This window comes from Parafrankia sp. BMG5.11 (assembly GCF_004337455.1).
Genome location: NZ_SJXI01000048.1, coordinates 1 through 18,036 on the forward strand (window position 1 = coordinate 1; position 18,036 = coordinate 18,036).

Here is an 18,036-nt window from a genome sequence, read left to right on the forward strand (position 1 = left end):
CCCTTTTCAGACACCCTCTAGCAGATATAAGCACAGCTGGTGCCGAGCCTGTGGCGCAGGGCTGACCGGTGCCGGGGGGAAACCTGCCAGCCGTCTCTCAACGTGCCTTGAACTCCACTCGCCCTGCGTCCATGACGAAGGTTCCGTCACCACGGAGGACCGGTCGTCGCTCGCTGCGGGGACGCGAGTATGTCTCCACGTGTTCGATGACGGCCTCCTCCTCGGCGGTGAGGTCGATGCGCGCTATCGCAACCCAGTAGGAGAAGCTGTTCCGGTGGTACAGAGGTGTTTGTATCACCGAACCGGCATGGTCGTCGACCTCCACGACCGCCCGGAATCCACGGAACGACCCGATGCCGTTCTCGACCGCCGAGTACGCGCAGATGAGGATGTGTCGGAAGGCGCTCGGCCGGGCGATCACGATCGCCTCCCGGCCCCGATGGCGGTCTCCGGTCGTCAGGCAGATGTGCGGCGGCCGCTTGAGGGAGCCCTGGTCACGGTAGTAACAGACACCCTCGCGACCGTCGCTGTCGATGTAGAGCGCGTAGAGGTCGAGGTCCTTGTCCTTGCGTCGCCAGGTCAGCTCCGCTGTGATCTCGTGCTGGGGCCTTTTGATGGTCGCGGACGCGCCGGGCAGCAGCTTCACGTCCCCGAGTGGAGTTACCGCACGAGCGGAGGAGGCGCGTCGTTCGGCCTTCTCCGACCTGCTCTCTTCCTTGCCCTCGGCCGCGTCCGGTGCCACATCGGTGGCAGGAACCTGCTGACGCCGCAGTATGTCGTTGATCGGGACCGCGAAGCGGAAGCTCAGACCGGTCAGCCCGTCCGTGAATCCGAATCCGACCGCCCGGTAGTACCAGCCGTCCGCACGCCGGTACAGCTCGCCGGGTATGTGGACGAGGTCCGCCGGGCCCGGGGCGAGATCGATCCGGAGTATCTCCGTGTTGTCTTCCGCGTCGATCAGGCGCAGCCGTGTTTCGGCCGCGTCGACCACGCGGCCGCCCGTGGCCGACAGGGCCATCAGGATCTGGTCGTACCGCGGGGGGACGGCGTTCAGGTCGACCTGGGCCCGGTCGGTGGACACCGCCGCGTCCGTCCTGCCCAGATGCCGTACCGCCGCGCTGGAATCAGTGGGATCCGTAGGATCGGCGAACTGAATCGCGCGCGCGGACCCCGCCACCCCGGCATTGTTCGCGGGGAGCACGAGGATGAGGTCGAGCTGGGGTGTGGTAGGGGTTTTCACCCAGTTCAGAACCACGTGGATCCGCCGCGGGCGGAGCGCGATCTGGGGGAGCATCGTCAGCGACACGAGCAGTACTCTCCTGAGTCGCTGTGATGGTAACCCCGGACCGGTCCGGGGTGTGCCCGGTCCGCCGAACTGGTTACGCGGGTACCGCCATGGTGACAGCCGGCCGGGCCGGGACGAGTATCTGGGTAGGCTTGCCGTGTGGAAGGCGGTGCTGAGATGCCGACGGTGAACGCTGACGCGGGGTTGGTGCCGCTGCGCAGGGCTCTCGCGGCCCGACTCGCGCCGCGAGCCTGGGAACGGTTCGGTGTTCTCGTCGATAATCTGGAAACCGCATGGTCCGCGGCGGACAGTGGCGAATTCGACAATGCCGTGCTGCGGCTGGATCTCGCGGTGCGCAAGCGCGCCAGCCGGCTCGGCGAGGAGCCGCTTGTTCCCATGACGCCACCGGTCCGGGAACGGGTGAACAGAATGATTCATGTTCTCACCGAGGTGTCGGGCCGCGACGCCGTCGGCCCCGGGAACCGTCGGCGCCCCGGGTCGTCGGAGATCCCGGCCCCGGCCGACACCGGCCACTGAGGGTGGCCGGACGCTCGGGGTCGGTTCCACCGGCCGGCCGGACCGCGGGTGCCGGGCCTGAACCAGCGGCGCACGAGCTCTGGGGGGCCGAACTCGTTGTCCACCTGTTTGCTCCGGTGGATGGGCCCGAAGCGGCGGACGCGTACGGGTTTCTCCGGGACGTCTGGTCGGCGTGCCGCCGCACTCTGAAGATGGGATCGGCTCTCGACCGGTTGGGAGTGCCCGCCGACCTGCCGGGTTCGGTTGGCGACCTGCCTTCCCGAGGTCTGCTCGCCGCCCAGCTCAACCTGGGCGACGGGACGCACCAGGCGCTGTTCCGGCGGGACCATGACCTGCTCTGTCTGTCCGTGATGCTCGCCCCGGCGGTGGACGACGGTGCCCTCGACTGGTCCGCGCCGGAGGACCAGTGGAGCGGCGTGGCGGATGAGCCGCCCGCCTCGCTGGTCGGCGCCGTGCGTCTCTACCAGGGGCATCTCGGCCGCTCGGAGGCGGGTCCGCGGGCGGTGGTGACCGCGGCCCCCGAGCTCGCCCGCACCTGCGCCAACGCCTGGTCCGGGTGGCACCAGGCGCCCGGATGGGAGGAACGCGGTGCCACCACCGGCCTGGGGTTCGCAGTGTGGGAACCGGCCGCTCCGGCGGACGACCAGATCGAGCGGAGGCTGCTTGTCCTGGTTCCGGGCTCACGGGACGGAGAACTGGTCGCCTGGACGTGGAACCGCCGGGACGCCGCCGCGCCCGCTTTCCAACGCTATCTGGCCGGGGCGGCGAAGGTCCGCTACCAGTGGCGTGTTCGGGACGGCGGGGACGCGGTCCACGGCCTGCGCGACCGGCTCGACGAACGGGGAGCACGGCTGCGGGAGTTCCTGCGCGACCCGGTCCCGTTCCCGGACCGCGTCGCCGCCTGTGTGCAACAGCTTCACGTCGACCAGGTGGACCTGACGACCGTCACCACGAGGATGACGGAGATGCGGCACAGCGTGAAGATCTCCGGGGCCAACATGGCGGCGATCCTGGCGGCCGATGGGACCGTGCCTCGCGACGGCGACCCGTTCGCCACTGACCGGCGGCTGGTGGAGCACGTGGTCGACCAGCTCGACGACGACCTGGTCTTCCTCGGCGCGGCGGGCACGCGCGTCGAGGCGGTCCTGGCCCTCGCGGCCCGGTCGACCCGGCACGTCCGGTCTGCCGAGCACGTCCGGCCGGCACCGGACATCCAACTCGATCCGGAGGAGATGACCCAACTGCGCGCGGAGCTCGCGGCGGCCTTCGGCGCCGGGGTACGGGCGTCTCAGCTGCTCGAGGAGATCGGTCTGCCCCGCGCGCGCCAGTTCGTCCAGGGCGGTGCGACTCCGCTGGAATGGTGGACCGAGATGCTCCGGGAGCTCGGCAACGGCGCGGTCGACCGGCCGTACCGCAGCACGCTGGAGGCCGCGCTGCGGGAGTACGGGTACAACGACGTCTTCGTCCGGCTGGCCCGTCGGCACGGGCTGCGCTGACCTCGGCGCCTGTCCCGGAAGGCGTCTCCCGGATCGCGGCCGAGGCCGGCAGCGACAAGGCGCAGATCTACCACTACTTCGGCAGCAAAAACGGCCTGGTTGAGGTGGGTGACAGCGTATCGCGCCTGTTCAGGACTGTCGGATGACGATGAGGCAGGTGTCGTCGTCGGTGTCCGGGGTGGTGTGCGCGAGCAGGTGATCGGCCCGGTGCGAGACGTCGAAGCCCGGTGCGGCCGCGATCCGCAGCAGCGCGTGGAGGGATTCGTCCAGCCCGGTTCCGCGGCGTTCGATGAGGCCGTCGGTGAAGAGAAGCAGGACGTCGTCCGGCTCAAGGACGTGGACGGTTTCCTGGTAGTCGACATCGGGTTCGACGCCGAGCAGGAGCCCGTCGGGCATCGGAAGGGCGTGGGCGGAGCCGTCCCGGACGAGCACGGGCGGCAGATGCCCGGCGCGGGCCCAGCGCAGCGCACGCTCGGCGGGACGATAAAGGCCACAGATGACGGTGGCGGTGATGTTGTCGGCGAGGTGGTAGGTGACGTTGTTGAGCCAGCGCAGCAGCTGCCCGGGGCCGGCGCCGGTGACCGCGAGGCCGCGCAGGCTGTTGCGCAGGGTCACCATGCCGGCCACGGTCCTGATGCTGTGCCCGGCGACGTCACCGACGACGAGCAGGACCTCGCCGGTCGGCAGGGTGACCGCGTCATACCAGTCGCCACCGACAAGGTGCTCCTGCTCGGCGGGGCGGTAGCGGACGGCGACCGCGAGGCCGCCGAGGTCGACGGGCTCCTCGGAGCTGGGCAGGATCGCCCGCTGCAGGGCGAGCGCGAGCTGATGCTGGCCGTCGGCCCGCGCCTCCGAATCGGCGAGCTGGTCCCGGGTGGCGTCAAGGACGACCTGCGTGCGGTAGTGGCTGGTCAGGTCCTGGTAGATGCCGCGGACGGCGACCGTCACGCCGGCGGCGTCGGTCACCGGCTCGGCGAAGGCGCGGAGCTGGCGCAGCGTCCCGTCGCTGCCGATGACCCGGAACGATCCCGAGGCGGCCCGGCCGAGCCGTAACAGCGCGTCACGCAGGTGGTCCACGGTCGCCCGGTCGTCCGGGTGGATGTGCGGATCGAGGTCGTCGAGCGGGACGGGTGACATCGTGCGGTCACGCTGGAAGAGCTCGTAGACGTGGTCGGTCCAGCGCACGGCCCCGGTGCGGACGTCCTCCTGCCAGCCGCCGAACCGGCCGAGGCGTTGCAGGTGGCCGGCCAGGGAACCGCCCGCGCCACCGCCGCCGACCGGCCGCCAACTGATCACGACTCCGTCGAGGAAGGGGGCGATGCGGACGTCGAGCTCCTCGGCGACGAGCACGTCGTCGACCAGGACGAGCAGGGCGATGCCGTCGGCCTGGTACTGCTCGCCGGTACGCACGACCGCCACGGCCCGCTCGAGCAGGCCGGCGTCGGCGGCCATGAGCGGGTAGAGGTCGAGCAGGCGCCGGCCACGCAGCTGGGCCGGGTGCCTGCCGGCCGGGTCGACGAAGCCCTCGTTCACGTGGTCGACGTGGAAGTCGAGGATCTCGCCGTCCTCGGCGCGCACCGCGTGGGCCAGCAGCACCGACCCGGCGACGGCGTCGAGGAGGGCGGGCAGCCAGGCCGTTCGCCCGCCGAGGGTCTGTGGCTGCGCCGAGCGGGTGTCGGCGGAGAATCCGCCCGGGTGCAGGCCGCGCAGGCACAGGTCCGCGAGCGCGACGAGCTCGCGTCGGAGCCCGGCGGTGAACTCCGCGAGCGGGGCGGGCCAGCAGATCTCCATGGCGCCCACGACGGCGCCTGCCTGCAGGAACGGCAGCGCCGCCCGCGCCCCGAGCCAGGGACCCACCCGCGGCACCGAGCCGACGCCCGCCCGGCCGCCCGCCGGGATGTCGGTCGGGACGTCGGTCGGATCGTTCGCCTCGGGCGGTGAGCCCTCGGGCCACCACTGCGGCGTGGCGCCGCGGGCCGCGCGCATCGCCACGCAGTCCAGCTGCGGCGGGATGCGTTGCCACCGGCTCGCCTCGAGCGGCCCCAGGCCGGTCTCGCCCACCAGGGTGAGCGCGCCATCGGATTCCAGCATCCAGAAGGCCACGGCGACGGCACCCTGATGGGCCAGGACCTCGGTGAACACGGCCTCGGCGACCGGGCAGCCATCGGTGGCGTGGCTGACCGCGGCCTCGGCCAGCCACAGGCGGCGCCGGGCGCCGTCGTCGAGCGGGGGTCGATGGAGTGTTCTGGTGGTCCCGCCGAGCACCTCGGCGGCGAACTCGTCCGGGGTGACCCCGGAGGCGGATGCGAGACGGCGCAGCTGGTCACCGGCCTCGGTGACCGAGCAGCGCAGCCGTTCGGCCAGGACCCCGACGGCCATGTCGATCAGAGCGTCGGCGGCGGACCGCGCCCGGAGCTCCGCCAGCTCCCGCTGCTGACGGGCGATCACATGGAGTAGCCCCGTCGCGGTGTGGTCGCGGGGGTCGGCGCTACTCTGCGACGCCCGGGACACACCTCTCCTCGTCCGCTCCGGGTAGTGGGGTTTCGGGGAGTGGCGGTCTGACCAGGCAGCGGTATGTGACCGAGAAGTGAGACTTAATCCGTCTACTCTACTGCGGGACATCCGCGAGGATCGGGACATCTCTCATGCCGCTTCTCGCGCCGCTTGGCACAGCGGCCGCACGACCGGGCTGGAGGACGACACGGTGACTGAGGTAACGGCGCGTAACCAGACCCCGGCCCAGCTGGACGACCCGGCGCTGCGTCAGTTGCTCGCCGGTCTCACCGCCGTGCGGGGTGGGGATTTCGGAACCCGGCTGCCGCGCGTCGGCGACGAGCTGATGGACGAGATCGCCACCGTCTTCAACGGGATGATCGACCAGCTCGCGCTGTTCACCTCCGAGGTGACGCGGGTGGCCCGGGAGGTCGGCACCGAGGGAAAGCTCGGCGGGCAGGCCGAGGTGCCGGGCGTCTCCGGCTCCTGGAAGGACCTCACCGACAACGTCAACGCGATGGCCGGAAACCTGACCGGCCAGGTCCGTGACATCGCGCAGGTCGCGACGGCGGTCGCGGAGGGCGACCTCTCCCAGAAGATCACCGTGCAGGCCCGGGGTGAGATCCTGGAGCTCAAGAACACCATCAACACGATGGTCGATCAGCTTTCGGGTTTCGCGGACGAGGTGACGCGGGTTGCCCGGGAGGTCGGCACCGACGGTCGTCTCGGTGGTCAGGCGGACGTCAAAGGTGTGTCGGGTACCTGGCGCGACCTCACCGAATCCGTCAACGTCATGGCGGGGAACCTCACCAGCCAGGTGCGTTCCATCGCCCAGGTCGCGACGGCGGTCGCGCGGGGTGACCTCTCCCAGAAGATCCGCGTCGATGCCCGGGGCGAGATCCTGGAGCTGAAGGAGACCATCAACACGATGGTCGATCAGCTTTCGGGTTTCGCGGACGAGGTGACGCGGGTTGCCCGGGAGGTCGGCACCGACGGTCGTCTCGGTGGTCAGGCGGACGTCAAAGGTGTGTCGGGTACCTGGCGCGACCTCACCGAATCCGTCAACGTCATGGCGGGGAACCTCACCGACCAGGTGCGTTCCATCGCGCAGGTGACGACGGCGGTCGCGCGGGGTGACCTCTCCCAGAAGATCCGCGTCGATGCCCGGGGCGAGATCCTGGAGCTGAAGGAGACCATCAACACGATGGTCGATCAGCTTTCGGGTTTCGCGGACGAGGTGACGCGGGTGGCCCGCGAGGTCGGCACCCAGGGCAATCTCGGCGGCCAGGCCAACGTCCGCGGTGTGTCGGGGACCTGGAAGGACCTGACCGACAACGTGAACGTGATGGCCTCGAACCTGACCGCCCAGGTGCGCTCCATCGCCCAGGTGGCCACCGGCGTCGCCCGGGGTGATCTCTCGCAGAAGATCACGGTGGAGGCGAAGGGTGAGGTCGCGGCGCTCGCCTCCACCATCAACACCATGGTCGACACCCTCGGCGCCTTCGCGGACGAGGTCACCCGGGTCGCCCGCGAGGTCGGCACCGACGGCCGCCTCGGCGGCCAGGCGAGCGTCAAGGGCGTCTCCGGCACCTGGAAGGACCTGACCGACAACGTCAACTTCATGGCGAACAACCTCACCAGCCAGGTGCGCAACATCGCCCAGGTCACCACGGCCGTCGCCCGCGGTGACCTGACCAGGAAGATCGACGTCGACGCCCGCGGTGAGATCCTCGAACTGAAAACGACCATCAATACGATGGTGGACCAGCTCTCCTCGTTCGCGGACGAGGTCACCCGGGTCGCCCGCGAGGTCGGCACCGACGGCCGCCTCGGCGGCCAGGCGGAGGTCGAGGGACTCTCCGGCACCTGGAAGCGCCTGACCGAGAACGTCAACGAGCTCGCCGGGAACCTCACCCGCCAGGTCCGGGCCATCGCCGCCGTCACCAGCGCGGTCGCCACCGGCGACCTGACCAGGTCGATCACGGTCGACGCACAGGGCGAGGTCGCCGAGCTCAAGGACAACATCAACGCGATGGTCCGCTCCCTGCGCGAGACCACCCGCGCCAACCACGAACAGGACTGGCTGAAGACCAGCCTCGCCCACATCGCCGGACTCATGCAGGGCCACCGCGAGCTGGAGACCGTCGCGCAGCTGGTCATCGACGAGCTGACCCCGATGCTCGACGCGCAGCACGGCACCTTCTTCCTCGCCGACGCCGGCGTGGACGCCCCGGCGCTCACCCTCATCGCGAGCTACGGGTACCGGCCCACCCCCGACATGCCGCGCAGGTTCGAGTTCGGCCAGTCGCTCGTCGGGCAGGCGGCGCGGACGAAACGGTCCATCGTGGCCCGCACCCCCGCCGACTACCTGAAGATCGCCTCCAGCCTCGGCGAGGCGACCCCGGTGACGCTGATCGTGCTGCCGATCCTGTTCGAGGACCAGGTGCTCGGCGTCGTCGAGCTCGCCTCCTTCACCCCGTTCACCCAGGTCCACCTCGACCTGCTGAACCAGCTGACGGAGACGATCGGCGTCAACGTCAACACGATCATCGCGAACTCGCGGACGGACGCGCTGCTCGAGGAGTCCCAGCGGCTCGCGGGCGAGCTGCAGGCCCGGTCCGAGGAGCTGCAGTCCCGCCAGGAAGACCTCCAGCTCTCCAACGCGGAGCTGGAGGAGAAGGCCACCCTGCTGGCCAGACAGAACCACGACATCGAGGTCAAGAACGCCGAGATCGAACGGGCCCGCCAGGAGCTGGAGGAACGCGCCCGGCAGCTGGCGCTCGCCTCCAAGTACAAGTCCGAGTTCCTGGCGAACATGTCGCACGAGCTGCGCACACCACTGAACAGCCTGCTGATTCTCGCCCGCCTGCTGGCGCAGAACCCGAGCCGCAACCTCACCGCCAAGCAGGTGGAGTACGCCCACGTCATCCACACCGCCGGCTCGGATCTCCTTCAGCTGATCAACGATATTCTCGACCTCTCCAAGGTCGAGGCCGGGAAGATGGACATCCACCTGGAACGGGTCGTTCTGCGTGATCTCGCCGAGGACATGAAGAGCACCTTCTCGCCGATCACCGCGGAGAAGGGCCTGCGGTTCACCGTGGATCTCGCCCCCGGCATACCGGCCGATCTCCTCACCGATCAGCACCGCCTCGCGCAGGTGCTGCGCAACCTGCTCTCCAACGCGGTGAAGTTCACCGAGCGCGGCAGCGTCGAACTCGCCATCGTCACCACCCCGGGCGGCGACCCGTCACCGGCCACCCCCGGCGTCACCTTCAAGGTCACCGATACCGGCGTCGGTATCGCCGAGGAGAACCTCGAACGCATCTTCGGGGCGTTCCAGCAGGGCGACGGCACCACCAGCCGCCGCTACGGCGGCACCGGCCTCGGCCTGTCCATCTGCCGTGAGGTCGCCGCCCTCCTCGGCGGCGAGATCGAGGCCCGCAGCGAGTTCGGCAGGGGCAGCACCTTCAGCCTGCGGCTGCCGCTGGCTCCCCCGCCGCCGACTGAGCCCGAGATGGTTCCTCGGCCCCGCCGCACGCAGGCCCTGAGTGACACCGAGCCTTCGTCAGGCGACCCGCGCCCCGTCGGCGCGCCGTCCGCCCTCGCCGCCCCTGCGTCGCCCGCGGACGACCGGCGTCCGCCGCGGCAGGCGGCCTACAACAACGACCAGCTGACCGGGCGCACGGTGCTGGTGGTGGATGACGACGTGCGCAACGTCTTCGCCATCACCAGCATCCTCGAGCTCTACGGGCTGAACGTGATCCACGCCGAGAACGGTCGCCGGGGCATCGAGATGCTGCAGTCCGATCCGAGCATCGACCTGGTCCTGATGGACATCATGATGCCCGAGATGGACGGCTACACGACCATGACCGCGATCCGCACCATGCCGCGGATCGCGGATCTGCCGATCATCGCCGTCACCGCGAAGGCCATGCCCGACGACCGGCAGAAGTGCCTCGACGCCGGCGCGACCGACTACATCACCAAGCCCGTCGACGTCGACGAGCTCCTCGCCTGCATCCGAACGAGGCTGGTCACCGGTTCGGGCGTCGGCGGGCGGCGGGCAGGAGGGCTGGGTGCCGGGTGAAGTGGTCGATCCCGCGGCTCGGTTGGCCAGCTATAGGAGAGTAATGATCAAGCGGATATTACTGGTCACCCGGGGGTGCGCACCGGACGACTTCGTGCCCGCCTGGCGCGCCGCCATGGGTGCCGCCACGGCCGCACCGCCGGACGTCCGGCCCTCCCGGGTAACCGCGGGAATCGTGCTGGACGAGGTCACGCCCGAACCGCGTCATCACGCCGTCGGCCAGGAGTGGTTCGACGACGAGGAGCACCTGAAGCGGTTCGAGTCATGGCTGGCGTCACCGGAGGGCGCAGTGGTCGACGAACTGCTCGGCCGCGCGGTTGAACGGGATGCCAGCGGAATTGTGGTGGCCAGCGAGCACGTGATGCGCGGTGAGGAATGGCTTTCGCGGCGGTGGCGGGACGGTGGTGAGAGCCTGAAGCACATGGCTCTCGCGACGCGCGCGGCGGGCCTCACCCAGGCGGAGTTCTTCGACCGTTGGCGGAATCGCGCGGGCCTGGTCGGGGCGGTGCCGATTCCCCCGGTGGCCCGCGGGCAGGCATATATGCAGAACCATCCGTTGCCGCGGGACGTGGGCGACTGGCCGTACGACGCCGTGAACGAGGTCTATTTCGACAATCTCGACGACCTGCGCGCGCGGATCGCGTGGTTCGCGGAGAACCTTGCCGGGAACGAGGACGACCTGGTCCGGGAGTCCTGGTTCGTCGCGGTCCGCGAGGAGGTCCTGTGGCCCGATCCGCCGCGTAGCCCGGCCCTCGGCTCGCCCACTCCCACCGCTGCTCGGCAACGGCCGGTGAGCCGGTGACGACCACCGGCCCGGCGGTGGGGCTGATGCTTCCCACGGTGGCGAACCCGGGCACGGGCGCGGTCGACACCGCGCGGGTGGTCGAGGCGGCCCGGCGGGCGGAGGCGGCCGGTTTCGACGGCGTCTACATCGGCGACCACCTGCTGCACCCGCATCCGATGCTGGAGTCGGTCGTCACCCTTTCCGTCGTGGCGGCGCGGACCGAGCGGGTCTCGTTCGGGCCGTGCGTGATGCTCATGGGCCTGCGGAATCCCGTGGCCCTGGCGAAACAGCTCGGAACACTGGCGGCGTTCGCTCCGGGCCGCCTGCGCGTCGGAGTCGGCGTAGGGGGCGAATACCCCGGCGAGTTCGAGGTGGCGGGTGTCGCGCTGCCGGAGCGCGGACGTCGCATGGAGTCGGTTCTCGGCCAGGTGCAGTCGCTGCTGAGATCGGGCGCGCAGCGTCCGGACGTGACAATCGCGCCGGGCGCGCCGGACGTCCCGTTCCTCCTCGCGGGCTGGAAAGAGGTGTCGCTGCGTCGGGCGGCGACGTACGGAGACGGCTGGATCGGTTATCTCCTCGCCCCCGACAGCTTCGCGCGGCGCCGGGCCTTTCTGCTTGAGCATCGGGAGAAGCTGGGGCGGGTCGAGGTCCCTTTCACGACTGGAATGCTCGTCCCGGTACACGTGGATCCGTCGGGTGGTGCCGCCGTGAGCGCCGCGGCCGCGTGGGCGAAGATCACCGACTCCGAGGCCGGGTTCCCGGCGCGGCTGTTCGCCGCCGGCCGGCCGGGCGAGGTCGTCGAGCAGCTGCACCGCTACTGGGCGGCCGGCTGCACCGAGCTCGTCCTGGCGCCGGCCGATCAGGGCGAGGGCTACCTCGAGCAGGTGAGCATGCTGGCTGGGGAGGTACTTCCACAGGTGAAGGCCTTCTCATAGGACGCCCTGGGACATCCCAGGGAGCGGCCCGCCCAGGTGCTCAGGTGCTCAGGCGCCGGTAGCGGGCGAGGCGGCGGACCCCGTCCGCGGCGGGGCGACCAGGGCACGGCTGGAGGGCCGCCTCGAGACGGGCGCGGACGGCGGCCTGGTCGAGACGCATGCCGATCGCGACCAGACCGCTGGCATCGTCCGCCGCGGGCCTGACAGCGCCGGGCCTGACAGCGCCGGGTCTGGTCGCGACATTGATCTCCCGTCCGACGACGTTGACCACATAGCCGCGCGGTCCCCGCGCCGTCTCCACGGTCACGGTGCCCTTGAGTCGGTAGACGTTCGCGGGGGGATCCTCGAGCAGGTCGACCAGCGGGCCGGGATCGATCGGACCGGCGGCGGGAACGGTCACCGCGTCGACCCGCGGGTGCGGGTCGTGACCGTCCTCGTGGTCGTGGTCGTGGTCGTGCCGGGCCAGGGCCGCGAGCGGGAGCTCGTCGACCGGGTCGTACGGGTTCGCGGCGTCGAACACGAGCACCGGGTCGACGCGGCCGTGCGTCGTGTCGACGACGTGGGCGTGCGGGTTGCTCTCGCGCACCCGGCCGGTGATCCGCGCCAACGTCTCGGCACGCCGCGCCGGCGGGATCCGGTCGGTCTTGTTGATGACGACGAGCGAGGCGGACGCGAACCGGGCCGGCGGCAGCCCGCCCGTGTCGACGGTGTCGAAGTAGGCGGGGGCGTCGATCACGTCGACGAGACCGCCGGGGCGCACGCGGTCCACACCGCTGAACCGGATGAGCCTGGCCAGCGCCGGCGGGTCGGCGACGCCGCTGGCCTCCACGATCACCGCGTCCAGCCGCAGCCGGGGATGGCTCAGCTTCTCCAGCGCCTGGTCCAGGCCGTCCGTGTCCGGCAGGCAGCACAGGCAGCCGCCCGCGATCGAGGCCGGCTGGTCCACCTGACCGGAGACCAGCGCGGCGTCCACGTTGATCGCCCCGAAGTCGTTGACCACGACCCCAAGGCGTGCCCCAGGGGCCTGGAGCAGGTGGTTGAGCACCGTCGTCTTGCCGGCACCCAGGTATCCGGTCAGCGCGATCACGGGCACCCGCACGACCATTCCCACCCGCCTCCTCCCGCGCCGCGGCCAGCCATCCGTATCGACTGGTCCCACGGATTTCCGGACTCAGGCTACGAGGACCGTCCACCCGGGCTGCCGGCGACGGCCGTCGGCGGTCAGAAGGGCGTGAGCCACAGGGTGGCGGACGTCGGCGCGGTGTCCTGGATGTAGGAGGCGAAGCCGGCGACGTCGTCGAAGGCGAATCCGTACGCTCGGCCGTCCGCGCTGTGCTCGTGCAGGACCCGGGCGTAGTGGTTGGTCGTCGGGTCGCGGTAGAAGCCCGCGGGTTCGGTCGCCGGCTGGGCTGGCTGGGTGAGCAGCGTCGAACGGTTGAAGCCGGCTCCCAGTACGGCGGCCACCGGCCCGGTGACGCCGTCGTTCGGCGCCGCGAGCGCGCCGTCGCAGAACAGGACGTCGCGGGTGCTCGGCCGGACGAACGGCGCGACCCCGCCGTCGAAGCGCAGCAGGCCGCCGTTCACCGTGCCGACCCGGGTGCCCGTCCCGACGTCCACCGTGAGCTGGCGCGACGTGTACTGGTTCCACACCGCGTCGATGTAGCCGTCGAAGTAGGTGGCGGGGAAGATGCCGGCCTCCAGGCCGTGGCCCGGCGCGATCACCCGGGTGCCCTCCCCGCCGGCGTCGTCGACGACCAGCGGGGCGAACACCGGGTGTGCCCGCATCGCGTCGAAGACGGCGGCCCGGCCGCCCGGCGCCAGCCGTCCGGTCGTCTGGTCGGCGCTGCCGCGCAGCCCGATGGCCATCGGCACGCTGAACATGTCGACCGCCGTGGTGTTGCAGAACATGCCGGCGTCGTTGTGGGTGAACTCGACGAAGTCGTGCACCACGCCGAAGCTGGGGTCGGCGCGCACCCAGCCGGCCGGGTGCTGGAGCGCCGCGTTGCCCGCGCCGTCGACCACGACCTTGAAGCGCAGCTTCGAACCGGTCGACACGTAGATCCGTCCGGACATCCCGTTCGGGACGACGAACTGCGTGTCGCCGTCCGCTACCAGGGGGATGGAGAGGTCGGCGAAACCGTCCGGTCCGTTGTCCGCGAGCGAGACCTGGGCGAGGCCGCCGTCCCGGCGGGCGTACACCTGGCGGCCGGTGATCAGGTCGGTGCCGACGACGTAGAGCCAGATCTGGTTGTTGGCGTACCGGTAGGTGTGGTTGACCACGGTCAGCGGCAGGCCCGCGCCGGCGGCGAGCGCGGCGTGCTCCCGGCTGCCGGCGGCGGCCCACGCGGCGCCTCCGGCGGTACCCGCGACGGCGGCGGAGGCCGCCAACAGGAACGTGCGGCGGTTCGGCATGGCGGTCCCCTTCACTGGGCGGCTTCTCACCGGGCGGCTTCTCACCGGGCGGCGTTGAAGGCGCGGGTGAAATCGAACGGCTGCGCCTCGATGCCGCCGCAGGTCGGCTGCGCGTACGGCACCGGCCCGCCGGGGCAGGGCTGGTCGCGGGTCAGCGACCACATCGACAGCCAGGCGAGGTCGACCTGGGACGCGAACCGCACCAGCTGCCGCGCGTCGGCCAGGGTGAACACCTCGCTGGCGACGTCGTTCACACCGATCATCGGGGTGACGGCCACCCGCCTCCACGCCTGCGCGTCGGACAGCTCGAACACGCCCTTGACCTGGGCCTGGGTCGCGGTGGCGGCGTCGATGGCGTACTGGCCCATCCGGCCCGCCGGGTTCGGCGCGGCGCCGTCGCCGTAGTCCATCGCCATGATGTTGACGGCGTTCACCGTCACGCCGTTCTCCCGGGCGTTGGCCAGCAGGTCCACGCCGGCCTGGGTCAGGCCGGACGGCAGCACCGGCAGCGTGAACGAGACCTCCAGCGGCCGGCCCCCGGCCGCGGCCTCCTGCTGAAGCCGGGCGATCGCCTGGGCGCGCCGGGTGTTCGCGGCGGCGTCCGGCAATGCGCCGCCCTCGACGTCGAAGTCGAGGCGGGTCACCCCGTAGACGTCGACCACCTTGCGGTACGCGGCCGCGAGGTCGCCCGCGCTGCCGCAGGCACTGGCGAGCTCGGTGCCGGACGCCCCGCCGAACGACACCCGGACGTCGCCGCCCAGCTCACGGAACCGGCCGATCTGGCCGGGCACGCCGTCCATGGTGAGGTCGCTGACCCCGCCCCACTTCGGCGTACAGCCGCCTCCACCGGCCACGACGAAGGCCAGCGTGACGTCACGCAGGCCGGCGGTCCGCGCCGCCGCGACCAGGTCGAACGGCGGGTACAGCGAGGTGTCGACGTACGGCGCGAACCCGCCCGAGCCGCCGGAGCCGCCGGAGCCGTTCGACGGCGGTGCCGATGGGGACGGCGGTGCCGGCGGCGCGGCGGTCGAAACGGGCGGCATGCTCGGGGTGCTCGTCGGAGCGCCGCCCGGCTGGCCGGTGCCCGGGCCGCCCGGGCCCGCGGTGGGCCGCGGCGCCGTGTCGGGTGGCGTGGCCGGGTCGGTCGGCGACGCGTTCGGCGGCGGGGACGACGGTGCGGCCGGCCCGGTGGCCGAGGGCGCGGGCTCCGGGCCCGGGTCGCCGTTGCCGGAGCCGGGCGTGCAGTCCTCGCCGTTGATCCGGCATCCGAGGGGGTCGGTGGCGCCGCCCGGAGCGGCGATGACGAAGCCGACGTCGACCGACTCCCGTGGCGCGAGTGTGGTCTGCCAGGCCGGCGGGGTGACGGTCACGTGCCGGCCGTCCACCTGGTAGGCGGCGTTCCACAGCGAGGTGAGGGTCGCGCCGTCCGGCAGGTCGAACTCGAGAGTGAAGCCGTCCGGCGAGTCCGCGGAGTTGGTGACCTGATACTGGGCGGAGTAGCCGGTGCCCCAGTCGCTGGTGCGGCTGTACGCGGCGTCGAGGCCGGCGGCGTCCGCTGTGCCGGGCACCACCACGGCCAGGCCGACCGCACCGCCAAGGGTGAGCAGGGCCGCGGTACCCGAAATGATCTGACGACGACGGCGTCGGTGCCGACCTCGCAAAGGCGACATGGCGTACATACCTCCCGCAATGGCGAATTGCGGCAGGACGCTAGTTGCGGGCGCGCCGCCGACCGGCCCTGCTGAGGCAGCGCAGAAACGCTCTTAAGACCCGCTTAGGGATGCACCCCGATTGCGGGCCCGGAAGCCACGGCGGTGGCGCAGGCGGCGTCCACGGCCGTCCGGCGGGCGGGTGGACGACGTGCGCAGGCGCATCCGCACCTCGGCGCCACCGAGCTGGGACCGGCCGATCGTCAGCTCACCGCCGGTCGACTCGGCCACCCGCCGGGCGATGTCCAGCCCCAGCCCGGTCGAGCCCGCGCCCCCGGCCCCGCCGCCCCGGCGCAGCGCCGCCGCGGGGTCGACGACCCCCGGGCCGGCGTCGAGCACGCGCACCCAGACGGCGTGGTCGGTCAGCCGCAGCTCGACCGCGAACGCCACACCCTCGGCGGTGTGCCGGAACACGTTGCCGAGCAACGCGTCCAGCGCGGTCGCCAGCTCGGCGCGCGCCACCGGCACCGGCGCCGGCCGATCGACGCCGGACACCGCCCACCCGCGCCCCTGGTCCTCGGCCAGCGCGGACCAGAAGTCGGCGCGGTCGCGCACGACGTCGGCCGCGTCGCAGCGCTGCGCCGCCACCTGCTCGTCACCGAGCGCCCGGGCGGCGCGGATGACGTAGTCGACCTCGTGCTCGAGCTGCGCCACCGCGTGCCGGGTCGCCTCCGCCGCCGCGGCGGCAGCGGCGTCGCCGCTACCGCCACTGCCGCCGCCGAGGGCGGCCGTGTTGAGCCGCAGCACGGTCAGCGGGGTGCGCAGCCGGTGGGACAGGTCGGCGGCCCGTTCCCGCTCGGCCGCGAGCAGCTGGCGCACCCGGTCCGCCATCGCGTTGAAGGCGACGGCAGCCTCGTGCAGCTCGGCGGGAGCCGCCCGGTCGGACGTCGGTGCGCGGGCGGTCAGGTCACCCGAGCCCAGTTCCCGGGCGGCGCAGGCGAGCCCGCGCGCCGACCGCACGATGCGGGTGCCCAGCCGGTCCGCGACCAGCACCGAGGCCAGCACCAGCGCCGCGGCGACACCCCCGAGGACCAGGCACGCCCTCGCCACGCCCCGGCCGAGCTCGGCCTCGGGCACGAACACCTCGATCACCGCGATCCGCGCGTCGGCGACCGCGACCGGCCGCAGCAGGACGGATCCGCCCGGCACCGCCACCACCGAGGAACTACCGGCACCCGCCACCGCGGCCAGCTCCGCCGCCCCGGCCCGCGACCGCCCGACGGCAACCAGCGCCGAAGGCTGGGCGGGTGCCGGCACGTGCACCGCGACCAGTCCTTCCGCCCCGCCGCGCGTGCTGGCGAGGGCCCGGCCCAGCGCCGCCTGGTCAGTGGTGATCGCCAGCGCCGGCCCGAGCTCGGCGGCCTGGCGCTCGGCGTCGGTGAACGCCCGGTCGTGCGCCGTCCGCTGGACCGTCAGCACCAGCGGGACGAGGAAGGCCAGCGCCACCATCGTGGTCACCGCGATCGACACCTTGGCGAGCGCCCACCTCATCGCGCTCTCACCCGTGCCCTCACCGTGCCCTCATCTCGCCCTCGCCTGGCCATTGCCGAGCCCGCATCGTGCCGTCGGCCGACTCACGGCCGAGGCGCCTCGAGCTTGACCCCGACGCCACGCACCGTGTGGAGGTACTTCGGCCGGGCGGCGGTCTCCCCGAGCTTGCGGCGCAGCCACGACAGATGGACGTCGATCGTCTGGTCGCCGCCGTACGCCTGCTGCCACACGGCGGCCAGCAGCTCCCGGCGCGGCACCACGTCGCCGGGGCGGGCGGCCAGGTAGGCCAGCAGGTCGAACTCGCGCCGGGTGAGGTCGAGATCCCGCCCGTCAAGCACCGCCGTGCGTTGCCGGGGGTCGACCACCAGCTCACCCACCCGGAACGCCGGTACCCGGCCGGTGGCGGCGGCCGGACTCGTGCGGCGCAGCACGGCGGTGACGCGCGCGTCGAGATGCTCCGGCGAGAACGGTTTCACCAGGTAGTCGTCGGCACCGCTGCGCAGCAGCCGGACCATCGCCGGCTCGTCCCCGCGGGCCGTCGCGACCACCACCGGGACGTCGCTGACGCCGCGCAGCATCCGCAGTGCGGCCGCGCCGTCCAGATCGGGCAGGCCCAGGTCGAGCACGACGAGGTCGCAGCCGACCTGCGTCACCTCGCGCAGCGCGTCGAGCGCCGCGCCGACGCTGCGCACCGCGTGCCCGGCGCTGGACAGGTGCCGCACCAGCGCGGCACGCACGTACGGGTCGTCCTCGACAACCAGGATCGTCGCCACGCCCGGCTACCCGGTCGCCTGCGGAGTC

Annotated in this window: 13 protein-coding genes; 6 read left to right on the forward strand and 7 right to left on the reverse strand. The window is 71.9% G+C overall.

Translation table 11 applies throughout. The features are described 5' to 3' along the window. Positions 1-97: 97 nt before the first annotated feature. Positions 98-1,306, reverse strand: coding sequence for a TerD family protein (locus tag E0504_RS29640; RefSeq protein WP_165938648.1), 1,209 nt, complete (start codon positions 1,304-1,306; stop codon positions 98-100). Positions 1,307-1,471: 165 nt separating this feature from the next. Here E0504_RS29640 and E0504_RS50575 point away from each other — a divergent pair, with 165 nt between their 5' ends. The 3 genes from E0504_RS50575 to E0504_RS54390 are packed head-to-tail and all read left to right on the forward strand — an operon-like array spanning position 1,472 to position 3,464. Further along, positions 1,472-1,822, forward strand: coding sequence for a CATRA system-associated protein (locus tag E0504_RS50575; RefSeq protein WP_157904315.1), 351 nt, complete (start codon positions 1,472-1,474; stop codon positions 1,820-1,822). A 2-nt stretch (positions 1,823-1,824) separates the two neighbouring features. Further along, complete coding sequence (locus tag E0504_RS52365) at positions 1,825-3,318, forward strand: CATRA conflict system CASPASE/TPR repeat-associated protein (RefSeq protein ID WP_306769278.1); 1,494 nt, start codon at positions 1,825-1,827, stop codon at positions 3,316-3,318. A 32-nt stretch (positions 3,319-3,350) separates the two neighbouring features. Continuing rightward, on the forward strand, positions 3,351-3,464 hold the full coding sequence (locus E0504_RS54390) for a TetR family transcriptional regulator (protein WP_373693954.1): 114 nt from the start codon (positions 3,351-3,353) through the stop codon (positions 3,462-3,464). Here E0504_RS54390 and E0504_RS29650 read toward each other — a convergent pair. Further along, a complete protein-coding gene (locus tag E0504_RS29650) occupies positions 3,448-5,829 on the reverse strand; it encodes a SpoIIE family protein phosphatase (protein ID WP_131626233.1) in 2,382 nt (793 codons plus the stop codon). The genes E0504_RS54390 and E0504_RS29650 overlap by 17 nt on opposite strands. A 193-nt stretch (positions 5,830-6,022) precedes the next feature. Here E0504_RS29650 and E0504_RS29655 point away from each other — a divergent pair, with 193 nt between their 5' ends. From E0504_RS29655 to E0504_RS29665, 3 genes are read left to right on the forward strand one after another with little or no spacing between them, the layout of a single operon-like run. Then, positions 6,023-9,904 (forward strand): HAMP domain-containing protein, encoded by a 3,882-nt coding sequence (locus tag E0504_RS29655; RefSeq protein ID WP_207974608.1) that lies wholly within the window; start codon positions 6,023-6,025, stop codon positions 9,902-9,904. Between the two features lie 43 nt (positions 9,905-9,947). Beyond that, positions 9,948-10,706 (forward strand): EthD domain-containing protein, encoded by a 759-nt coding sequence (locus tag E0504_RS29660; RefSeq protein ID WP_243657676.1) that lies wholly within the window; start codon positions 9,948-9,950, stop codon positions 10,704-10,706. After that, the gene (locus E0504_RS29665; protein ID WP_131626234.1) at positions 10,703-11,623 is read left to right on the forward strand and encodes an LLM class flavin-dependent oxidoreductase; all 921 of its coding nucleotides are present in this window, start codon (positions 10,703-10,705) and stop codon (positions 11,621-11,623) included. Before E0504_RS29660 ends, E0504_RS29665 begins: the two co-directional genes overlap by 4 nt. A 40-nt stretch (positions 11,624-11,663) precedes the next feature. Here E0504_RS29665 and E0504_RS29670 read toward each other — a convergent pair whose 3' ends face one another. The 5 genes from E0504_RS29670 to E0504_RS29690 all read right to left on the reverse strand — a co-directional run bounded on the left by E0504_RS29670 (position 11,664) and on the right by E0504_RS29690 (position 18,008). Next, positions 11,664-12,728 carry a GTP-binding protein gene (locus tag E0504_RS29670; RefSeq protein ID WP_131626252.1) on the reverse strand — a complete coding sequence of 355 codons (1,065 nt, stop codon included), beginning with the start codon at positions 12,726-12,728 and terminating at the stop codon, positions 11,664-11,666. Positions 12,729-12,844: 116 nt separating this feature from the next. Then, on the reverse strand, positions 12,845-14,035 hold the full coding sequence (locus E0504_RS29675) for a glycoside hydrolase family 64 protein (protein ID WP_131626235.1): 1,191 nt from the start codon (positions 14,033-14,035) through the stop codon (positions 12,845-12,847). 41 nt (positions 14,036-14,076) lie between these two features. Further along, positions 14,077-15,705, reverse strand: coding sequence for a cellulose binding domain-containing protein (locus tag E0504_RS29680; protein WP_131626236.1), 1,629 nt, complete (start codon positions 15,703-15,705; stop codon positions 14,077-14,079). A 93-nt stretch (positions 15,706-15,798) separates the two neighbouring features. After that, a complete protein-coding gene (locus tag E0504_RS29685) occupies positions 15,799-17,235 on the reverse strand; it encodes a HAMP domain-containing sensor histidine kinase (RefSeq protein ID WP_131626237.1) in 1,437 nt (478 codons plus the stop codon). A gap of 83 nt (positions 17,236-17,318) precedes the next feature. Further along, the gene (locus E0504_RS29690; RefSeq protein WP_131626238.1) at positions 17,319-18,008 is read right to left on the reverse strand and encodes a response regulator transcription factor; all 690 of its coding nucleotides are present in this window, start codon (positions 18,006-18,008) and stop codon (positions 17,319-17,321) included. Positions 18,009-18,036 lie beyond the last annotated feature (28 nt).